At 61.6% G+C, this 20,610-nt stretch carries 18 protein-coding genes; all 18 read right to left on the bottom strand.

Going from position 1 to position 20,610, the window contains the following annotated elements:
• Nucleotides 1-29 precede the first annotated feature (29 nt).
• Nucleotides 30-1,031, bottom strand: a complete 1,002-nt coding sequence (locus MWL89_RS07545; protein ID WP_102378267.1) for an NAD(P)H-dependent glycerol-3-phosphate dehydrogenase — start codon at nt 1,029-1,031, stop codon at nt 30-32.
• A gap of 116 nt (nt 1,032-1,147) precedes the next feature.
• The gene (gene plsY / locus MWL89_RS07540) at nt 1,148-1,876 is read right to left on the bottom strand and encodes a glycerol-3-phosphate 1-O-acyltransferase PlsY (RefSeq protein ID WP_102378268.1); all 729 of its coding nucleotides are present in this window, start codon (nt 1,874-1,876) and stop codon (nt 1,148-1,150) included.
• A 9-nt stretch (nt 1,877-1,885) separates the two neighbouring features.
• Nucleotides 1,886-3,205, bottom strand: coding sequence for a ribosome biogenesis GTPase Der (gene der, locus MWL89_RS07535; RefSeq protein WP_102378269.1), 1,320 nt, complete (start codon nt 3,203-3,205; stop codon nt 1,886-1,888).
• A gap of 41 nt (nt 3,206-3,246) precedes the next feature.
• Entirely contained in the window at nt 3,247-4,602 is a 1,356-nt protein-coding gene (locus tag MWL89_RS07530; protein ID WP_244412495.1) for a DUF512 domain-containing protein, read from the bottom strand.
• A gap of 4 nt (nt 4,603-4,606) precedes the next feature.
• Nucleotides 4,607-5,443 (bottom strand): 4-hydroxy-3-methylbut-2-enyl diphosphate reductase, encoded by an 837-nt coding sequence (gene ispH, locus MWL89_RS07525; RefSeq protein WP_244412494.1) that lies wholly within the window; start codon nt 5,441-5,443, stop codon nt 4,607-4,609.
• Nucleotides 5,440-6,306: a lysophospholipid acyltransferase family protein gene (locus MWL89_RS07520; protein WP_244412493.1), complete on the bottom strand. Its 867-nt coding sequence runs from the start codon at nt 6,304-6,306 to the stop codon at nt 5,440-5,442. The genes ispH and MWL89_RS07520 overlap by 4 nt, the downstream gene beginning before the upstream one ends.
• Before the next feature lie 62 nt (nt 6,307-6,368).
• The gene (cmk, locus tag MWL89_RS07515) at nt 6,369-7,046 is read right to left on the bottom strand and encodes a (d)CMP kinase (protein ID WP_102378273.1); all 678 of its coding nucleotides are present in this window, start codon (nt 7,044-7,046) and stop codon (nt 6,369-6,371) included.
• Nucleotides 7,043-8,371, bottom strand: a complete 1,329-nt coding sequence (gene aroA / locus MWL89_RS07510; protein WP_244412492.1) for a 3-phosphoshikimate 1-carboxyvinyltransferase — start codon at nt 8,369-8,371, stop codon at nt 7,043-7,045. The genes cmk and aroA overlap by 4 nt, the downstream gene beginning before the upstream one ends.
• The gene (locus tag MWL89_RS07505; RefSeq protein ID WP_244412491.1) at nt 8,361-9,509 is read right to left on the bottom strand and encodes a prephenate dehydrogenase/arogenate dehydrogenase family protein; all 1,149 of its coding nucleotides are present in this window, start codon (nt 9,507-9,509) and stop codon (nt 8,361-8,363) included. Before MWL89_RS07505 ends, aroA begins: the two co-directional genes overlap by 11 nt.
• A 51-nt stretch (nt 9,510-9,560) precedes the next feature.
• Complete coding sequence (locus MWL89_RS07500) at nt 9,561-10,373, bottom strand: pseudouridine synthase (RefSeq protein WP_244412593.1); 813 nt, start codon at nt 10,371-10,373, stop codon at nt 9,561-9,563.
• Nucleotides 10,374-10,479: 106 nt separating this feature from the next.
• Nucleotides 10,480-11,388, bottom strand: a complete 909-nt coding sequence (gene scpB / locus MWL89_RS07495) for an SMC-Scp complex subunit ScpB (protein WP_244412490.1) — start codon at nt 11,386-11,388, stop codon at nt 10,480-10,482.
• 3 nt (nt 11,389-11,391) lie between these two features.
• Nucleotides 11,392-12,183 carry a segregation and condensation protein A gene (locus MWL89_RS07490; RefSeq protein ID WP_102378277.1) on the bottom strand — a complete coding sequence of 264 codons (792 nt, stop codon included), beginning with the start codon at nt 12,181-12,183 and terminating at the stop codon, nt 11,392-11,394.
• A 12-nt stretch (nt 12,184-12,195) separates the two neighbouring features.
• Nucleotides 12,196-12,870 (bottom strand): site-2 protease family protein, encoded by a 675-nt coding sequence (locus MWL89_RS07485; RefSeq protein WP_102378278.1) that lies wholly within the window; start codon nt 12,868-12,870, stop codon nt 12,196-12,198.
• A gap of 531 nt (nt 12,871-13,401) precedes the next feature.
• On the bottom strand, nt 13,402-13,989 hold the full coding sequence (locus MWL89_RS07480) for a tRNA (cytidine(34)-2'-O)-methyltransferase (RefSeq protein WP_341801951.1): 588 nt from the start codon (nt 13,987-13,989) through the stop codon (nt 13,402-13,404).
• Nucleotides 13,989-16,103, bottom strand: a complete 2,115-nt coding sequence (locus MWL89_RS07475; protein WP_244412489.1) for an ABC-F family ATP-binding cassette domain-containing protein — start codon at nt 16,101-16,103, stop codon at nt 13,989-13,991. The genes MWL89_RS07480 and MWL89_RS07475 overlap by 1 nt, the downstream gene beginning before the upstream one ends.
• 198 nt (nt 16,104-16,301) lie before the next feature.
• Nucleotides 16,302-16,637, bottom strand: coding sequence for a 4Fe-4S dicluster domain-containing protein (locus tag MWL89_RS07470; RefSeq protein WP_244412488.1), 336 nt, complete (start codon nt 16,635-16,637; stop codon nt 16,302-16,304).
• A 27-nt stretch (nt 16,638-16,664) separates the two neighbouring features.
• Nucleotides 16,665-18,950 (bottom strand): molybdopterin-dependent oxidoreductase, encoded by a 2,286-nt coding sequence (locus tag MWL89_RS07465; protein ID WP_102378281.1) that lies wholly within the window; start codon nt 18,948-18,950, stop codon nt 16,665-16,667.
• 454 nt (nt 18,951-19,404) lie between these two features.
• Nucleotides 19,405-20,586: an MFS transporter gene (locus tag MWL89_RS07460; RefSeq protein ID WP_244452965.1), complete on the bottom strand. Its 1,182-nt coding sequence runs from the start codon at nt 20,584-20,586 to the stop codon at nt 19,405-19,407.
• Between the last annotated feature and the right edge of the window lie 24 nt (nt 20,587-20,610).

Raw genomic sequence — 20,610 nt, 5'->3', positions numbered from 1 at the left:
ACGCTTTCGCCACCCATCGCGATCGCATCCTATATGCCGTAGAATTCCGTTTTGAGAGGCCTGCTCGCCAAATCGAGCGCCGCCTGCTTCACATCGGCGCCTTCCCACACCACGCCGCGTACCACCGACGTGATGGGAAGTTCCACACCGTACATCTCGGCCAGCGTCTGAAGCGTACGGCACGCAAGAGCGCCCTCGGCTACCATATGGGTCGATTCCGTGAAGTCGGCGAGCGTCTTGCCCTCGGCGACCATGGTTCCGAAGCGGCGGTTCCTCGAATGCTCGGACGTGCAGGTGGCGATGAGATCGCCTGTTCCCGCCAGACCCATGCAGGTAAGGGGATTGCCTCCGCATGCCGCCACAAGCCTGCTCATCTCCGCAAGACCGCGCGTCATAAGCAGAGCTGCGGTGTTGTCGCCGTAGCCGATCCCGTAGGATAAGCCCACGGCGATGGCGATGACGTTCTTGAACGCCGCGCAGAGCTCGACTCCGCAGGTATCGTCGCTCACGTACGTGCGAAACGTATCGGTGGCGAACAGCCTCTGGAAGAACTCCGCAGTCGCTTCGGACGACGAGGCGACGACCGTCGCGGAGAACATGAGCTTGATGACCTCTTCGGCGTGGTTGGGGCCCGAAAGCACGGCCAAGCGGTCCTTGCCGCCGAGCTCGGCTTCGAACACCTCCACCGGCAAAAGCCCGCTCCCCTCTTCGACGCCCTTCGAGCAGACGACGATCGGGGTCTCATCGGTGATGTACGCGGCAATGGCCTGCGCCGTTTCGCGCATGAGGCTCGACGGCGTCACGATCACAACCGCCTCGGCGCCGTCGAGCGCCTGCCCGTACGACGTCGTTGCCTTGATGCGCTCCGACAGGAACACGTCGCTCAGATAGCGGGGGTTCACGTGGCGCTCGTTGATCGAATCGACCACTTCGTCCTTGCGGGCCCACAGCATCACTTCGTGCTCGCCGACCGCAAGGAGCTGCGAGAGGGCGGTTCCCCACGAGCCGGCGCCGATGACCGAGATCGTCATGTGTCCTCCTATCGAATGCGGCCGAAAGCCGCCGTACGCTTAAACCCGCATGCGCGGATTCGATGGGTTTGCGCATGCGCGATGCCGCCCGCAGACGAGCCGGACGTCATCGAAACCTACGCCTTCTTCTTGCTTCCCACACGGTTTTCAGTGCCCGAGAGCAACCGCTTGATATTTTCGCGATGCGCCCACACCACCGTGAGCCCGGCAAGCGAGCAGAGCGCGAAGGCGAGCCAGTCGCCCCAGAAGAAGTACAGCGAGAAGAACGGGCATGCGAGCGCTGCGGCGATCGAGCCGACCGACACGTAGCGCGTCGCGACGACGAGTACGATGAAGATGGCGAGCTCGAGCACTGCGCCGACGACGCCGAACGTGACGAACAGGCACCCGACGGCAACCGCGATGCCCTTGCCTCCCTTGAACTTGAGCCACGGCGAGAAGATATGCCCCCACACGCAGCCGAGAAACGATACCGCAAGCAGCACCTGCGAGAACTGCGTCGCAAGATCAAGGGGATCGCCGACGGGCCCCAGCCTGAACGGCGCAAGGATCGCGGTCAGATCGCTTGCGAGCGCACCGTAGCCGTGCAGCGAGAAGAACAGCTGCCCGATCCAGATGCCGAGAAAACCCGAGAGCAGCCCTTTCCCGAAATCGAGCACGAACACCGAATAGCCGCCCACCTTGCCCATCGTCCGAATGGCATTGGTGGTTCCGATGTTGCCCGACCCGTGTTCGCGGATATCGGTTTTGTAGAACACCTTCGAGATGATGAGGCCGAAGGGGATCGAACCGAGCAAAAACGTCACAACGAACGTGACGACGAACGCATCGATGAAATCTTGCATGGGTGACGCCTAGTCCTTCCGCTTGAACTTGAGTTTGATCGGGGTTCCCACGAGATCGAAACTGTCGCGCAAGCGGTTTTCGAGGTAGCGCTCGTAGTTGTCGTCGACGATCTCGGGGTGGTTCACGAAGAACGTGAACTGAGGCGGCCTCACTGCCGTCTGGGTCACGTATTTCATCTTGAGCATCTTCTTGCCCTGGCTGATGGTGTGACCGAAATCCCTGATGCCCTGTAGCCACGTGTTGAGCTTGCTCGTGGGGATCCCTTGGCTGAAGTTGGCGTATGCCGTATCGACCGCGTCCCATATGCGGTTCACGCGCTTGCCGGTCGTCGCCTGGATGGAAATGACCGGCGCGTATCCCACAAACGACATGCGATCGGCGATCCTCTCGCGTATCTCGGCTTTGGCATCGGGGCCTTCGATGAGATCCCACTTGTTCAGCACGATCACCATAGCGCACCCGCGCTCGGCCGCGAAACCGGCCACGCGCTGGTCTTGATCGGTGAGGCCGATGGAGGCGTCGATCACGAGCAGGGCGACGTCGGCGCGATCGATGGCGCGCATGGCGCGCACGAAGCCGTAGTACTCCACATCCTCGTCGATCTGGCTCTTGCGGCGAAGCCCGGCCGTATCGACGATCGTGTAGTAGCGGCCGTCGTGTTCGATGGTCGTATCGATGGCATCGCGCGTGGTGCCTGCCACGTCGGATACGATCGAGCGGTCGTTTTCGGTCATGGTGTTCGTCAGCGAGCTCTTCCCCGCGTTCGGCCTGCCGATGATGGCCACGTTGATCGCGTCGAGGGGCTCTCCCCCAACCTCTTTCTCGGGCAATGCCCTGAGCTCTTCGACAAGCTGATCGAGCATGTCTCCCGTTCCGTTTCCGTGCATGGCCGAAACCGGCCACGGATCGCCCAAGCCGAGCTGGTAGAACTCCCACATCTCGTCCACTTTGTTCGGCGTGTCCATCTTGTTGACCGCAAGCATGATGGGCTTGTCCGACTTGCGGAGGATTCGTGCAACCTCCTCGTCGTCGGCGTTGATGCCCGTTTTGCCGTCGACGAGGAACACGATCAGATCGGCTTCGCGGGTCGCGGCGAACGCCTGGGAGCGGATCGAGCCCTGGAACGCGTCGTCGGTTCCCATTTCGATGCCGCCGGTGTCGACGAGCGTGAAGTGCACGCCGTTCCAATCGGCTTCATGGTAGGATCGGTCGCGGGTCACGCCGCGCATCTCGTGCACGATGGCCTCGTCGGCCTCGGCTATGCGGTTCACGAAGGTGGATTTGCCCACGTTGGGCCTTCCCACCACTGCCACTATCGGTAATGTCATGTTAATTCCTTATTTCGATCCACGCTTCCACAGGGTGGCGGCTAGCATTCGGCATCAGGGGCCAGACGCTCCACATGCGCTGCAATTTCCCCGAAATACTCGGATGCATTACAGGATACCACGGCAAGCGGAACGGCGAGTTCGTTTTGCATTTTCCCCAAATCCATATCGTCGAGCGTCATGCCGTCGGCGTTGAAGACCACCCGGGGAATCGCCGCCAAATCGAAACCTCGTGCGCGCTTGAGCTCCCGCACGATATCGGAGGCGGTAAGCAGCCCCGTCACATCGACGTTGCCGCCGAAGTACTCGTTCTTGACGGGAAGCACCTCCATGAGCCCCGCAAGCGGTCCGCGGGCAACGAGCGGCTCGAGGAACTCCCGCTGCGCGTATCCCACCACGTAAGCGACGCGCCTCCCGGTGCGATCGAGCAGCGAAGCGAGCCGGTTTTCGGCATCGCCGCTCGACTCCCAGTCGTCCACGAACGACCGGATGATGCCGATGCCGTCTTCGAACATGTCGTAATCGCCGTAATACGAGGCCGGAGGCAAGTGGTCGAGCAGGTCCTTCGGGTAGGCGTTGCGATAGAACTCGTCGGCCGCAAACACCCATGGTGTGGAGCGCTCGACAAGAGCTCGTTTTTGGAACGGTTCGATGCACGCGATGACCGCACGGGCGTCCGTCTCGTCGTTGAAGCTCTTATCGAACGCCGTTTGATGCTTCGTGAATCCGACCGGCACGATGCCGATGCTCTTTACGTTGGGTCGCGCGTAGGCCCAGGCGAGCGTACGGTCGAGCTCTTCCCCGTCGTTCACGCCCGGCAGCAGCACGATCTGGGCATGCACTTCGATGCCGGCTTCGAGCAGCCGGTCCAAGGCGGCGATCCCGTGGGCGGCGTGCTTGCCGATCAGACCGCGGCGCACCTCGGGCGTCACGGCATGCAGCGATACGCGCAGAGGCGAGATGCGCTGCTCGACGATGCGGGCCTCATCCTCGGCGCCGAGGTTCGTGAGCGTGACGAACGTTCCCTGGAGAAAGCTCAAACGGAAATCGTCGTCGCGCAGCACAAGCGAGGGGCGTACGTCGTCGGGAAGTTGGCGCATGAAGCAGAACGTGCAGGCGTTGCGGCACAGCTTCACATCGTCGTAGATGGCGCCTTCGAACTCGATGCCCCACTCCTCACCCCCGTCTCGCTCGAGCGTAACCGATCCCTCGTCGCCGTCGCCGTCGATGTAGGAGAGCTCGATCTCGTCTTCGGCGCTCATCCAACGCCAGTCGATGATGTCGCGTACGGGGATTCCGTCCACCGCGGTGATCGAGCATCCGGCATAGAACCCCGCATCGTCAGCAGGGCTTCCCGCTTCAACCGACGCTATGAGCGCTCTCGGTGCATCTCCCATGGCCCTACAGCGATTCCAACCGCTCGACAACCGCGTCGATCTGATCTTCGGGGGTCGATGCCCCCGCCGTCACGCCGATCGTCTCGCAGCCGTCGAACCACGAGGGGTCGATCTCGTCAGGCGTTTCAACATGGTGCGATTCGAAGCAGATGGCTTTGCAGATATCGTACAGGCGCGTCGTGTTGGACGAGTTCCGTCCGCCGATCACCACGAGCGCATCGACGCTTTCGGCAAGTTCGGCCGCCGCCTCCTGACGCTGGCGCGTCGCGAAGCAGATCGTATTCTTCACCTGGGGTTCGATGCCCCGATCCCGCAGCGCTTCGACCACCGCGTCGAGCGCTTCTTTCGATTGGGTGGTCTGCACGACGATGCCCACGGGCTCTTCGAGGCGCTCGGGAAGCTCCTCAGGGCCTGCCACGACGATGCACTCGCCGCCGGCAACCTCGGCATGCGCTTTCATGCCCTCGACTTCGGGATGGCCCGCCTCGCCCACGGCGATCACGTGATATCCCTCGTCGGCAAGACCCGACGCCGCCTTTTGGGCGCGTGCCACATGCGGGCAGGTCGCATCGATTATGGGAAGGCCTTTTGCCTCCGCATCGTGCTTGACCTGCGGAACGACACCGTGGCTTCGGATGATGACGATACCCTCGTCGATATCGTCGAGGGTCGAGGCGACGGCTACACCGCGCTCTTCGAGCCTGGTCACAACCTGGGGATTGTGGATGAGCGGGCCGAGCGTGTAGGCGCGGCTTCCATCGCAGATGGCGGCGTAGGCCATGTCGAGAGCGCGTTGGACGCCGTAGCATGCCCCCGCATGACGAGCTTTTACAACCTTCATGCCGCGCGCTCGCCTCCGTTCGATTCCTGCTGCGCCTTGCGCTCGATCTCCGATACCAGCTCCTGCGTCGTATGGCGGACGACGGGGTGCTCCGCGAACACGGCCGCATAGTCGCGCGAGGCGGGAAACAGTTCCCGCATGTCCACCTCTTCGGGAGCGCATCGTCTCGAGAGGGCGAAGCACTCGCGCATGGCGTACCACGTGCACGCGTCGAGCCGCTCCTCCTTCGGAAGGAAATCGAAATCGGAAACCAGCAGAGGATCGCCGTATTCGATCGTTATCTTGGGAAAGCGGAAGAATCGCCCTTTTTCCTTGACCCTCTCGGCATCGCGCACCGTCATGGGCAGGATGGGCGCATGGCCCATACGTGCGATGAAGGCCGCGCCGCTGTGCAGTTCGGGATCCTTCGACCCCTTGCCGCGCCGCGTGCCTTCAGGGAGAATGCCCACGCATTCCTTGTTCTTGAGCATGCGGGTTGCCCGCTTGATAGCCGAGCGATCGGCCGAATCGCGTTTGATGGGAAACGCGCCGACGCGCGAGAGGATCTGGCCGACAAGCCCTTTGGCGTTGTCGAACAGATCCTCGCGACCGAGAAAGCGAATCCACTGGTTCGGACGTGCAGCCAGGTACATGAAGGCAACGTCGAGAAACGAGGTGTGGTTGCTCACCACGAGCACGCCGCTTTTTCCCTCGAACCCGCGCAGCTTCTCGCGTCCGTCGACGCGGTAGCGGAAACACACCTTGAACACGGCTGCAAGGAACCCGTATATGATGTTTCCTGCCCAGTGGGGCACCTGCTTCTCGTCGGACTCGCCGCCGAGCGGCATATCCCACATCTTCTCGTATGGCAGAAACAAACTCATCGGGTTCCTTTGGATAGATCGCGTTGCACCTCGAATGCCGCCTTCGGCAGCAGCAACCTATTCTAGCGGTTCATCTTGTTGCGTGCCATCTCGCAGATGCGCTCGATCACATCTTCTATATAGCTTCCGGTGGAGTCGATGTGCACGGCATCGTCGGCCGGTTTCAGAGGCGAAGTCGCGCGCGTCGAGTCATGTTCGTCGCGGCGCTGCAGATCGGCGAGCACTTCGCCGTAATCGATCGACCCGATACCGCGATCGACGTTCTGGCGAACGCGACGATGGGCGCGCTCTTCGTCGGATGCGGTCAAAAACACCTTCACTTCGGCTTCCGGGAACACCACGGTGCCGATGTCGCGCCCCTCGACCACGTAGTTGCCCGCCCGCCCGATGCGCTGCTGTTGGGCGACGAGCGCCTCGCGCACCGGCTTCGCGGCGGATACGGGGCTGACCGCCTTATCGATCTCGGCCGTACGGATGGCCTCGGTCACCTCGATGCCGTCGATGAACACGCGCTTGGGTACGGGATCCCCGTCCGCATGCCCGAACTCGATGTTCTTCTCGCAAGCGATGCGGCCGAGCGCCTCTTCGTCGTCGAGGGCTACGCCGTCGGAAAGCGCCTGCCACGCAACGGCCCTGTACATCGCGCCGGTATCAAGGCAGGAGAAATCGAGCTTCTTCGCAACGGCTTTTGCAACCGTCGATTTTCCCGCCCCCGAGGGGCCGTCAATAGCTATGATCATCGCGTCAACCTTTCAATATCGTCCAAGAATTCCGGATAGCTGATTTTCACCGAATCGAAGTTCTCCACCTCGATCGGCGTCGAACCGCACAAGCCCACGAGCGCCCACGTCATGGCGAGGCGGTGATCGCACTTGGAATCGAACACCGTGCCGGGCTCGGCCTTCAGCCCGGGCTGGCCTTCGATGAACAGATCGTTTCCATCGATCCATGCGTCCACGCCAAGCAGATCGAGACCTTCGACGATCGCCGCCAAGCGGTCGGTCTCCTTCACGCGCAGCTCGCTCACGTCGCGAAACACCGTCACGCCGCGCGCATGGGCGGCCACGAGCGCCAGCACGGGCACCTCGTCGACGATGCTCGCGATTTTATCGGCCGGGACTTCGCAACCGCGAAGGGTGCCGGTATAGGTCGCCTCGATCATACCGTAGGGCTCCTTGCCCTCCGACCCCGTATGGCGCACCGAGATGTCGGCGCCCATGCGCTCGAGCGTGCGGGTGAAGCCGATGCGGGCCGTGTTGAGGCTGACGTTCTCGACCTGGATGGAGCTGCCGCGCTTGAGCAGCGCCGCGCACACGAGGAAGGCCGCCGACGAGGGATCGCCGGGCACGACGACCTCTGCTGCGGCGGGAACGCTCGGACCGACCACGCTCGCCGTACGCGCCGCCGCCGTCGTCTTCACGCCGTACTCGGGCAGCATGAGCTCGGTGTGATTCCTCGACTCGGAGGGCTCGTTGACCGTCGTGGTGCCGTTCGCGTACACGCCTGCGAGCAGGATGGCGGTTTTCAGCTGGGCCGAAGCCATCGGCGCGTCGTAGGCGATCGGCTTCAGCGATTTCGTTCCGCACACCGTGATGGGCAGGTTCTCCTGGCCTTCGGGGGCGAAGCGGACGCCCATCTTCATGAGCGGCGCCGTGATGCGGCGCATCGGCCGCTTCTGGAGCGAATCGTCACCCGTGATGGTTACCTGCACGGGCCACGGGGCCAGAACGCCCATGAGCAGGCGCGCCGTCGTTCCCGAGTTGCCGCAGTCGATCGGCTCGTCGGGCTGCACGGGGCCCTTTTCGCCCCAGCCCGTGATGCCGCCCGCCAGGCTGCCGTCGGGCTGCTTCTCGAGCGACACCTCGGCTCCGAGCGCTTCGATCGCGCGAATCGACGAACGCACGTCGGCGGAATCGAGGATGCCCGTGATCTGCGACGTGCCCTCGGCCATCGCCGAGAACAGCACGGCTCGATGGGAGATGCTCTTGTCCCCCGGAACGTGCGTCGAACCGGCGATCGGGGCCGAAAGCGGGCGGATGGCGGTCTTTCCTGCTTCATTCGACATGGGTGTGCTCCTTAGGGCTCAATGGGGAAAACGATACCGAAAAACCTGCTTTGATAAGCTGGGCCGAAAGCTGGCCGACATCGCCTTCGTCGGTGAGGACGAGGCTCAAAACGGCGCTGTCTTCGGTGATGTGGTCGATCTCGATGGATTGGATGTTGCACCCCGCCTGGCTCGCTATCGTCGTCGCCTCTGCGACGACGCCCTTGCGGTCCTCCATGGGAATGCGCACCTCGAGAAGCTTCTCGGTGCTCGGCACCCATGCGGCGGGAAGGGCTCGGCGGGCTTCGGCGGCATGGCTCAAAAGCGCTGTCATGGCCTCGCGGTCCCCCGCTTCGAGCGCTTGGGCGAACTGCCCGACGATATCGCGTATCTCGGCGAGGCCCCGGCTCAGTGCGGCGGCGTTGTCGAATGCGATGCCGCACCACAGCTTCGGCGAACCGGCGGCGATGCGCGTAGAATCCTTGAAGCCGCCCGCCGCAAGGCGGAACAGCGCCTGCTGGTCGTCGGCGTGCCTGCTCGCAAGCTCGACGAGCGACGAGGCGATGATGTGCGGTACGTGGCTTACCACGGCGACCGCTTCGTCGTGATCCTCGCGCGGAAGCGAGATCACGCGTGCACCGATGCTCGTGATGACCTCGTGCAGAAGCTGGAAATGCTCCGCCGCCGTATTCTCGTCGGGGCAGAGGATCCAGTGGGCCCCTTTGAAAAGGTCGGCGCGCGCACCTTCGATGCCGTTGACCTCGGAACCGGCCATGGGGTGACCCGGCACGAAGTTATGGGGATGGGGAAGAAGCTCGCAGGCCGCCGCAAGGATGTGGGCCTTGGTCGATGCCGTATCCGTGACAACGCCTCGATAGTCCCATGCCGACAACCGCTCGAAGTACTCGTCGACCGCAGCAATGGGCGTGGCGATGACGACGATCTCGCATCCCCCTTTGACGAACTCCTCGAAAGAGGCATCGCCTGGTTCGGCCGCAGCCGTGACCCATCCCCGCTCGAGCGCCGAAGCGTTCGTTTCCGGGGAGATGTCGACGCCGAGCACTTCCGATTCGGGGCACTGGGCGCGGTAGGCGGCCGCAAACGAGGCTCCCACAAGGCCGAGGCCCACAACTGCAATCCTGGTAACGCATGCGGACATGCTTGCTGCTCAACTCCTTGAATCGATCGGTTCAGTAGGGCTATTCTAGCATCATCGGCGCAAAGCGCCATACAGCGCGGCAAGTTCTTCGCCTTCGATTCGCCGCCACGAACCAGGCACAAGGTCGCCGATGGAAACGGGCCCGAAATCGGTGCGGTGGAGCGCGGCTACCGGATGGCCGATCGCCTCGAACATCCGACGCACCTGACGCTTTCGCCCTTCGTGGACGACGATGCTCGCCACCGATCGGTGCTCCGACCGGTTCGCCAGCTCGCGCACGTATTGCTCCGATGCCTTCTGCACCGTGCGCGCCGTTTCGACGAGGGTCGACAGCGCTGCGGCAGCCTCTTTCCCTTCGAGCAGCTCGACCGCCGCGGGAAGCGTCATGCCATCGTCGAGTTCGATGCCGCCCCGCAACCGTTTCAATGCAGATTCGCTCGGCCTTCCCTCGAGGAGCGCCACGTAGCGCTTCTCGACGTGCTTCTTCGGATGAAGCAGAGCATGCCCCAGCTCGCCATCGGTCGAGAAGAGCAGCAAGCCCGTCGTGTCGCGATCGAGCCTGCCGATCGGATAGAGCCCCGGATAGCGATCGGTGGGCACAAGCTCCGCCACGCAGCGGCGGCCCTGCGGATCGCTCATCGTGGTAACTACGTCGGCGGGTTTGTTGAGCGCCAGGGTAACCGCTTCGTCGGAGAGCCGCACGACGATCCCGTCGACCGCCACCTCGTCGACGCGCGGATCGACCTTGCTGCCGAGTTCGGTTACCACCCGGCCGTTGACGGTTACGCGGCCCGCGGTCATGAGGTTTTCGGAGCCGCGCCTCGATGCCGCTCCCGCACGGGCGAGGAACTTCTGCAGCCGCATGACGACGATGCGCTCCTCGGGCTGAGCGCTGCTCGCGGTGGCAGTCCGCGCTTCGGTCGCACGCCGCTCGGGTTCGGCGGCCCCCGCGGTATCCGCGCGGCGTCCGCTATTCTTCTTCGAAGGTGAGCTCATCGAAATCGATCTTCTCCACCAGACCGAACCCTGCCGCCATCGCCTCGGCGAGCATCGCCTGGCCACCCGTCGGCTCCGGGTGCAGCGCCGCATCCCCTTTTCCGTCGGATCGTCCCGCCTGTTCTTTCTCGCCCGCTTCGCCCCCGGTTCGCTCAGGCGATCCCGCACCGTCCGAAACCGGCAAAGGCCCGCCTGCAGGCTCGGCGTTCCCAGCGCCGCCCGCCCCTGCACGTTCGGCCATCTCGTCGATGTCGAACCGGGCTTCGAAATCGCCGTATCCGTCTTCCCCGTCGACGGGCGCATCGGATCTCGTCGCACTCAACCGCTCGCAGATGAACGCGCGCGTTTCGTCGTCGGGAGCGTATTCGGCGATGTCGGGCAGATCGGCGGTCGAGCGCAGCCCGAACTTTTCGAGGAAGGTGCGCGTCGTCGCGTAGAGCGTCGGATTGCCCGGGGCGTCCTCGGTGCCCGCTTCGCGCACGAGCCCCTTCTCGACGAGCGAGTTGATGGAGCTGTCGGAGTTCACGCCGCGCACCGACGCTACGCCGCCGCGGGTAATGGGCTGGCCGTAGGCGACGATCGCGAGCGTCTCCATAGCCGCCTGCGAAAGCTTGCGCGTATCCCACGAGAGCACGTAGCGCTCGATGAGTTCGTGGTATACCGGGTGCGTGAACAGGCGCCATCCGCCTGCAACCTCGCGCAGCTGGATGCCGCGGTTCTCGTCTTCGAGCTGAGCGCGCAGATCGACGAGCGCGCACTCCACCTCGCCCGGCTCGACTTCGAGCATGTCGGCGAGCGTGATGGTGCTCACCGGCTCGTCGGTCACGAAGAGCATCGCCTCGAGCGCGCCCTTAAGCTGGTAGTCCTGCAAACCCGAGAACATAACCTATTCCTCCCCTATCGAGGTGATGGCGTCGTCGCCGTCGAAGATGAGTTCGCCCGACCCCTCGATGAAATCGATATCGATATCCCCGAACGAGGTTTTCTGCTTGATGGTGACCATGGAGCGCTTGTACAGCTCGAGAATGGCGAGGAACGTCACGACCACGATGGGCGTGGGCGTCTGCGCATCGACGAGATCTGAAAAACGCAGGTGCTTGCTGTTTTTTACGCGCTGGTGAATCGCCCGTACATGCACTTCCACCGGAATGGGCTTCGCGGCGATATGCTCCGATTCGAGCAAGAATACATCGCGGCGCGCATACGCTGCAGCGCATAGATAGGCGAGCGCGTCGAGTGTGACGTGCTCGAGGTAATCGGGCACGAGCGAAAGGAAATCCAGGTCCGGACCGAAAGGCCGCGAGTGCATGCGGCCCTCCGCGACGAACCGGGCGTGAAGCCCCGCCGCCGCGTTCTTGAACTTCTTGTACTCGAGCAAGCGTTCGACGAGAATGTCGCGCGCCTCGGAAGGCGGGATCTCCTGGAATTCCTCGGCAGTCGCCGATTTCTCCTGCGGAATGAGGCTTGCGGCCTTGATCTCGAGCAGCGTCGAAGCCACAAGCAGAAAGTCGCTCGCCACATCGAGGTCGAGGTTGCTCATGCGCGACACCTCGGCCAGGTACTGATCTGCGATCTCGGTGATGGATATGGCCCCGATATCGACTTTCTGCCTGCTGACCAGATACAGCAGCAGATCGAACGGCCCCTCGAAGCTTTCTATGCGAACCTTGTACGACATGGGCGCCCGCTATCAGATAAGTCCCATAAGATGCGCCAGGTTGTATGCCGTGACATCGAGGTACATGCCGATGGGGTTCACCTTGAGCACGTAGGGCACGGCGATGACCACGATCATGAAGATGGGCAGCGCATATTGCTGGATGCGGTAGTACTGCGGCAAATACTTCTCGGGCAAGATGAACGCGAAGATCGACGACCCGTCGAGCGGCGGTATCGGCAGCAGATTGAAGAACATGAGAAACAGGTTGATGAGTCCGAACAAAGGCAGGTACAGGTAGCAGAAGTACACGAGCAGCTCGTTTTGGAACGCCGCAGTGGGCACGACGAGCTCTATGAACCAGAGGAGCAGCGCGGCAACGCACGCCATGACGAGGTTTGCCGCAGGTCCCGCAAGCCCCACGATAAGATCGCCCTTGCGCGGGTTCTTGAAGTAGCGCGGATTGTACGGCACCGGCTTCGCGTAGCCGAACACCGGCATGTTCATGAGCATGAGCAGCGCCGGCATGATGACCGTACCGAAAGGATCGACGTGCTTGAGCGGATTGAGCGAAAGCCTCCCTTGGCTCTTCGCCGTGGGATCGCCGAGCTTGTAGGCCGCAAAGCCATGCGCCACCTCGTGGAACACGATGGCGGGAATGAAGCTCAGGACACTGCAGATGAGGTATGGGATATCGATTGAATTCATAGTGGTAGCTAGTCTACCCTGACAACGCCGCCCAAGACAGCGTGCCTGCAAAATTTCACAAGTTCCGAAATGCCGAAAGCCGAAAACCCGACTCTGCGAGCGGGAAAAAGCGAGAAGCGCAACAATCGGACCCGATACATGGATTGCGGGCGCTCGGCGGAAGGCGCAGCCCATCGCGGCAAGGGCGGATCGGATCCGATCTGGCAGAAAATTCGACCTGTGTCAATTATAGAATTTATTACTTTATTGATAATGCGCCTGATATCAGAGAATCACCTGGTCGCCGATCCCCCGAAAACGCATGTGTCAACAACGTACTGTAGTACCTTTTGACACAGGTCGAATTTTGTGCCATATTCGGCCCTATCGCAGGCAAACCGCTCCGAAAATCCAGGGTTCGCGGCCTGTCGCCATTCCGGTAATCGGTTTCGCTACGCTCATCTTCGAGAAGAACCGTGCGCCGCTTTCCCATCAGCCGCCGTTGGATCCGGGCACCGCCCTTCCGAAAGAGCCGCCTCCGGCATCGGAGGATTACCGCAAGCCGGAAAACCCCCGTTGCCGAAGCACCTCGTACGCACCGACGGCGACGGCGTTGGAAAGATTGAGGCTGCGCAGGCCCTCGCGCATGGGGATGCGCACGAGCTTATCGGGATGAGCTTCGAGAATCGCGTCGTCGATACCGCGGCTCTCGCGGCCGAACACGAGATAGGGTTCGGGTCCGTAAGCCACGGAGGCATATCGGCGTTCGGCCTTCCCCGTAAAGAAATGGAGCTCGCAATCGGCATGCTCTTCGAGAAACGCAGCCGTGCATGCATGGCGCACGATCTTTACCTCGTCCCAATAGTCGAGCCCCGCGCGCCCGAGATGCTTCTCGGTCAGGCGGAAGCCCATAGGCTCGACCAGGTGGAGCACCGCACCGATGCACGCGCAGGTGCGGGCGATGTTTCCGGTGTTCTGCGGTATCTCCGGCTCGAAAAGAACGATGTGCAGGCGGCCCTCGAAAGCCGCCCTTCCCGCCCTTCCCGCATCAGGGTCCTTGGCAACCGGGCATTCGCTCCGCCCCGCATTCGACCCCCTCGGCGCTTCGCTTTCTCGATCGGGCGAAGCCGACTCGGTCATCACGCGTCCTCCTGCTGGCGGCGCAGCTCCTCTTCGAGCTCTTCGGTGAGCATGAACCATTCCTCTTCGGCGGCAGCCAATCGCTGCTTGAGCTTGGCGTGTTCGGCGATCGCGTCGCTCGATGCGTCCTCGTTGGTGTAGAACGAGGGATCGGCCATAAGGGCCATGAGCTCGTCCATGCGCGCGTTGTCGGCTTCCATCTGACGATCGAGTTGCGCGATGCGCTTGCGGTGGTTCTTGAGGGCAGCGTAAGCGCGGTTGCGCGCTTCGGCCTCCTTGCGCTTCTGCTCCTTGGTCTTCGGCGCACTGCCACGCGGAGCGGTAAGCAGTACGGCTTCCGGCTGCTCGTCGGAGTTCGCCTCCGCCTTTCGACCGCGCCGGTTAACCGTGACAACAGTCTCCTTCGAGCCCGATGACGAGCCGCGCCCGTTCTTGCCCGCAGGCGATCCCTTCGCGCCCGGACGCGAACCCTCGCCCACCATCTCGTCGACGAGCGACTGGCCCTGGGGCTGCTCGCCGTCGAGCTGGCCGCTCTTGAACAGGTAGTAGTCGTAGTCGCCGTCGTAGTTGGTAACCTTGCCGGGCTTCACTTCGATGATGCGGTTCGCCACGCCCCGGATGAGGTGACGGTCGTGCGTGATGAAGAGTATCGTTCCCTCGAACTGCTTCAAGGCCTGCTCGAGAATGTCGGCGCTCGCGATATCGAGGTGGTTCGTCGGCTCGTCGAGGCAGAGCAACGGCGTCGGAGCCACGAGCATCTTGGCAAGCGCAAGCCTGCTCTTCTCGCCGCCCGATAGAACGCTCACCCGCTTTTCCACCGCATCGCCCACGAAAAGAAACGCGCCGAGCAGGGTACGTACCTGCGATATAGACCAACCCGGCGCCACGCGGTCGAGCTCCTCGAACACGGTATTGCCCGAATTGAGCTCCTCGAGCTGGTGCTGGGCGTAGTAAGTCTTCGTCACGTGGATGCCGTAATCGATCGAGCCCGCATCGGGGGCAAGCGCGCCTGCCACCATTTTGAGCAGAGTCGATTTGCCAGCGCCGTTGGGCCCTACGAGCGCCACCTTATCGCCGCGGTACAGCGTCACGTTGAGGTCCTCGTACACCACGTGCTCGCCGAAGCGCTTCTGCACGTGTTCGACGCCGACCACCTTGTCGCCCGTGCGCGGCGGCTGTTTGAAGTTGAAGTGCACCTTCTTCTTCTCTTCGGGAACCTCGATGCGCTTGATCTTCTCGAGCTTCTTGACGCGGTCTTGCACCTGCTTGGCCTTCGTGGCCTTGTAGCGGAACTTCTCGATGAACGCCTCCATGTGGGCGATCTCCTCGGCCTGCTTCTCGGCGGCTGCCCTGAGCTGCTCGATGCGCTCTTCGCGCGTACGCAGATACGCCGAGTAGTTGCCCTTGTAGAGCGTCACCTCGCCGTTGTCGATCTCGGCCACGCGGTCGACCATGTTGTCCATGAACGCGCGGTCATGGCTGACCACGATAACGGTGCCCGCGTAGCCGCGCAGAAAACCCTCGAGCCATTTGACGCTCTCGAGATCAAGGTGGTTCGTCGGCTCGTCGAGCAGGAGCACCTCGGGGTTTCTGATGAGCAGCTTGGCAAGCGCAATGCGCATCTGCCACCCGCCCGAGAACTCGGTCGTCGAGCGCTCGAGGTCCTCCTCCTTGAACCCGAGGCCGAACAACACGCTTCGAACGCGGGGCTCGAGCGTATAGCCGCCGAGCGCTTCGTACATGTCGCGCGCACGACCGCACGCCGCAAGCTCTGAATCGGTCGGATCGTCGCCGAGCGCGTGCTCGAGGCGGCGCAGGTGCTGCTCGGCCTGTAGGATCTCGACCTGTGAAGAGATGACCTCCTCGAAAATCGAGCGATCCTCCATCTCGATCGCTTCCTGTTCGAGGTAGCCGACCGCTGCGCCCTTGGCGAAGAGCACGCGACCCGCATCGGCATCCTCCTCGCCCGAGATGATGTTCAAAAGCGTGGTCTTGCCGGCGCCGTTTGGCCCGACAAGCGCAAGCCGATCGTGTTCTTCGAGCCGAAACGTCACGTCGGAGAACAGCACGCGGCTGCCGAACGCTTTTGAGATATGTTCGAGTTGCATAATCACGAGGGCATATGGTATCGGTTCAACCGCTCGAACGCAAACGGAAAAGGCGGATCCGCTGACGTCTGCACACGCTTTGCATAGGTATGGTTTTCCACCGGGACAGGCAGAAAGCGCCCCCGGCCGCGGCTCGGGAGCGCTAACGCGTGCATCAGCTCATGCTCGGTATTCGAAGCGAATCCGGTTTAGGGCAGAAACATCTTAGGGCAGAAACATCGAGCACTGCTTTCCCTTTTCCGCCATTTTGACAGCCAGCTCCTCGAGCGTACCGTATTCGATGACGTCCGCGAGGCAGTGAAGGGCACACGCCGGGATCCCTCCCGCTTCAACGCGCTCGGCGCAGAGGGTGCAGTACGTCGTCGGAACGGGAACGAACTTTGTCTCCCATTTCCCGTCAAGCTTTTTCCAGGGTCCCAGCTCCAGAAGCTTTATGCCCCATTGGCCTTTCGGGAGATCGAGCTCGTTGCGGCACGCGATCTCGCAGGAGTGGCAGCCCGTGCAGTATTCGTTGTCTATCATCAATCCATAAGTAGCCATATTAAACCTCCTTCCACCTTCCCGTCGTTAGCCCTCAGCACGATAGATCTTGCAGGGTATGGCTCCATAGTGCGAGCCAAGGCCCAGCTTGCCGATCTCTTTGTGCGGCATGAGCTCGTTGATATTGGATTTCCAGACGCTGTAGAGTTCCTTATCCTTGTCTTCGGGATACCACCAGCCGTGATCGCAGCTTATGACATCCTCTTTTACAACCGGAGTGATTTTCGCAACCATCTTGCAGCGTCCCCACGGGTTCTCGATGTACACCCAGTCGCCTTCGTGTATCCCCTGCTTCTCAGCCATCGAGGGGTGTATCTCAACGGTTGCATAGGAGTGGATCTCGCGCAGGGAATCGATCATGCGATGCTCGGTGTGGAACGAGGTCACCTGACGAGCGCCCGTAACGAACGTGAGCGGATACTCTTCGGCCCATTCGGGACGCGATATCTTCGAGAAACGAGGCTCCTCGTAATACGGCAGGGGATCCTCGCCAAGATGCTGCATCACCGTGCTGAACAGCTCAACGCGACCGGTCGGCGATTTGAATCCGGGCTTTCCGTCGGCACGCAGAAGGCCGAGCTCGTACTGCTTGTACGGAACCTCGTACTGGCCGTACACCCATTCCTGAAGCGTGGGATAATCGATATCGACATCGGGAATGGAGCGGATCTTGTCGGTCAGATAGCTTTGCGTATCCAACCACTTCTTCTCGCTCGGGTCGCGGTCGGGATTGATGCGATGGTCGATGTCGAGCATGATCTCAAGATCGGATTTGCATTCGCCTTCGGGCTCGAGGACCTTCGTCAGCGCATTGAACTGGCCGGGCTGATTACACCCATGGAAGGTGACCAGACCCTCGTGCTCAAGCGCAGTGGATACCGGCAGCACCAGATCAGCGAGCGCTTGGATCGTGGGATTCATGAAAATATCGGTGGCGACGCAGAACTCCTTGTGACGGCACGCCTCAAGCCAGCGCATCGGCTGCTGCGTGATGCACGACGAGATGAAGTTCGAGCTCTGAATGAAGAGATACTCGATCGGGTACGGGCTTCCCGTAAGCAGCGTATCGAGCGTGCAGTCGGGCTGCGTCGTGTTGATGATGAAATCCATCGCAGGGTACTGCTCGTGACCGGCGATGGGGATGGGGTTCTCATCCTCCTTCTGAACCGTCATGCCGACACCGCCGCGGCCGGTCGATCCGCCGTTCTTCATCGTCTGGCCAAGCTTGACGCCGCCGGGATTATCGAGGTTGCCGCAAATCGCGAAAATGCCCCAAACAGCGTGGCCGATCTGAATGCAGTTCGGATTCTGGTCCACTTTCAACCCGACAGAAGCGGTGGAGGGCTTTTGAGCCAGGCATCGGGCGGCCGCCCGGATATCGTCGGCCGGAACGCCGGTGATCTCTTCAGCCTTCTCGGGAGGCATGGTCCTCATGCGCTCTGCGTACTCGTCGAATCCGTAGCACCAGTACTCGACGAACTCGTGATCGTAGAGGTCCTCCTCGATGATGACGTTGTTCAGCGCCATCGCAAGCGCCGTATCGGTGCCCGGGCGAAGCTGGAGATGGTACTCGGCGTGCATGGCGAGCCAGCTGGCGCGCGGATCAGCGACGATCAGCTTCGTTCCGCGCTTCATCATGTCGATGACGCTGTGCCCGAACAGGCCGTCGGGGTTTGACCAGAGCGGGTTGCGGCCCCACACGAGCATGTACTTCGGAAGCTCGTAGCGCGGGTCGTCGTAGCGGTCCTCGAACCCGAACGCACCGTCGTACTCGACGTATGCGCACCCGAGAACCCAGTCCATTGCCGTCTGGCGGGGGATGATGCAGGACCAGCCTCCGTTGGCGTGTATGGCGGTTCGGCTATGGAACACCTGATTGCAGAGCTGGAACTGGTAGGCGCTCGCCTCGCGCCCCGTGCCCGTCCACACCGATATGCTGTCAGGTCCGTATTTCTCGCGAATCTCCCAATACTTGGAGACGAGAATGTCGTACGCCTCGTCCCAAGAAATCCGCTCCCAAGCCTCGGGGTTCCCTCGCTGATCGCGAGCGCGCTTCATTGGATAGAGCAGTCGATCCTCATGATAGTAGTACTCGGGAAGCGTCAGGCATCGCACGCACAAACGCCCGTTGGTGATCGGCTGATCGGGATCCCCCTCTACCTTTACCAGCCTTCCATCCTTCACGAACACCCTCAACCCGCAGCCGACTCCATGGCACCCCGGAGGTGACCATTGGGCAGTCCGAAACACCTTTGTGCCGTCAGCCAGCTCTTCGACGGCGGGAGTGTCCGACACTCTACGTAACTCACTCATCCTGCATACTCCTTCCTGTTTCCTGCTCGTTGTCTCTTGCACAGCGCATGCAGCTTTCTCGACTGCCCGTTCGGGCTTGCGAAAGCCACGTGCATTCGTCCTACGGCAAAGCCCGCTAACACCCAATCAGCGACCCTCGCTGCCGCGTTTCAATCATCGTTGCGAAAGGGGATCCCGTCATCTGCTGAGAGGTATGAAAGAGCCGATCAGGTAAGGTTTTTCAAACACGCCTGATCGAGCGTTGCGCCCTATGACTCTCAGTACTACCTTCCGTCGTCGCCCGTCTGTACTCGATGCGCTCGCCTCCGCAGCGCGCGCATTTCTTCGGGCTCTCCCCTGGCTGTATCTCCCGCCCGCAGTCGCTGCAGACGAGGACCATATTCGCGACTGGAAGATCGGGCATCGTGCATTTCCCGCAATGATTGCACTCGTAGCATCCGGCCATGATTTTGTCCTATTCCCCTTCTCCCTTGACGCTCGGCTTGCTTTTTCGCATATGATTTCGATACAGAAGCTCGACTCCAGCGAGCAGCGCGAACCCCGCTGCCCCGACGAGCATCCCCGCTGCAGCCGATGACGACGAAAGCAACGTCGTCTTGAGGGTTGTTATCACAAGGGGAGAGAAGGTGATGCCAATGTTGACGAACACGAGGCCGAGCGAAATGGCCATCGTGGCGCGTTTCTCCGCTTCGTTGCTCAAGTAGTATATCGTGCTCACTTCCTGGATCCCCGAGCCGAAGCCGAACAGAACTCCCCCGATCATGAGCATCGCAAACGATGAGCTGAACGACGCGATCAGCAGACCGAGCGCCAAAACGGCAAACCCGAAGGCAAGCGTTCTGTCCTTCATCACGCCGGACAGCTTCCCGTACGTTATCCCCAGTACGAACGCCACCAGATAGTTGAGCGATGTTATCTTTGACACATCAGCCGATGTTCCCATGCCCTTCTCGCCGACCATCATGGCAATGTTCGAATGGAAGGAGAACGAGAACAATGCGGCCATCATGAACAAAAGGAGCAGATAGACGACTTTCGGTGTGAACAGCTCTTTGAGTCCTTGGGCCTTATCCTCTCTGTTGATGAGCTTTCTCTCAAGGCCTCCTCTCGGCAGGCGAAAGATCGTGATGAGAAAAACGGGAATGACCGCAAGGTAGACCAGATATGCGTTGCTCCACCCCGTCAGGGCCAGATACCCGACCACCAAGGCGACGACAGCCGCCCCGACGTAGTTTGCAGCCTGCTTGAACCCGAGCACCTTGCCTCGCTGCTTGCCGGACCACCCCTCGCAGATGATCGCCGAGGCGAGCGGGTGCATAAGACCCTGCGCGATTCCGATGAGCGCGCTGCTCGCAAAGAGGATGTAGATGCTCTGGGCTCGGAACAGCACGGGTATCATGCCGCCGACGAACAGGATCGCCAGCGCAACAAGCCCGATCGAGCGCTTTCTCACATACGACGCCAGAAAGCCCGAAAGGAGCATTGCCGGAATCGAGAGAAGCGAAGGTATCGAGAGAACCATCTGGATGACGACAACCGGAACATCGGGGAACTGATCGCCGATCATCGCCAGCACGGATGAGAATGCGCTGAACGCGCTATCGAACACGGCAAACGAGCAGACAGGTATCAGCACAATCGCATGCTCGACTCTGAAATA

It is taken from the genome of Raoultibacter timonensis, assembly GCF_022845715.1.
GTDB lineage: Bacteria > Actinomycetota > Coriobacteriia > Coriobacteriales > Eggerthellaceae > Raoultibacter > Raoultibacter timonensis.
This window is presented reverse-complemented; position numbering and strand designations above follow the sequence as displayed.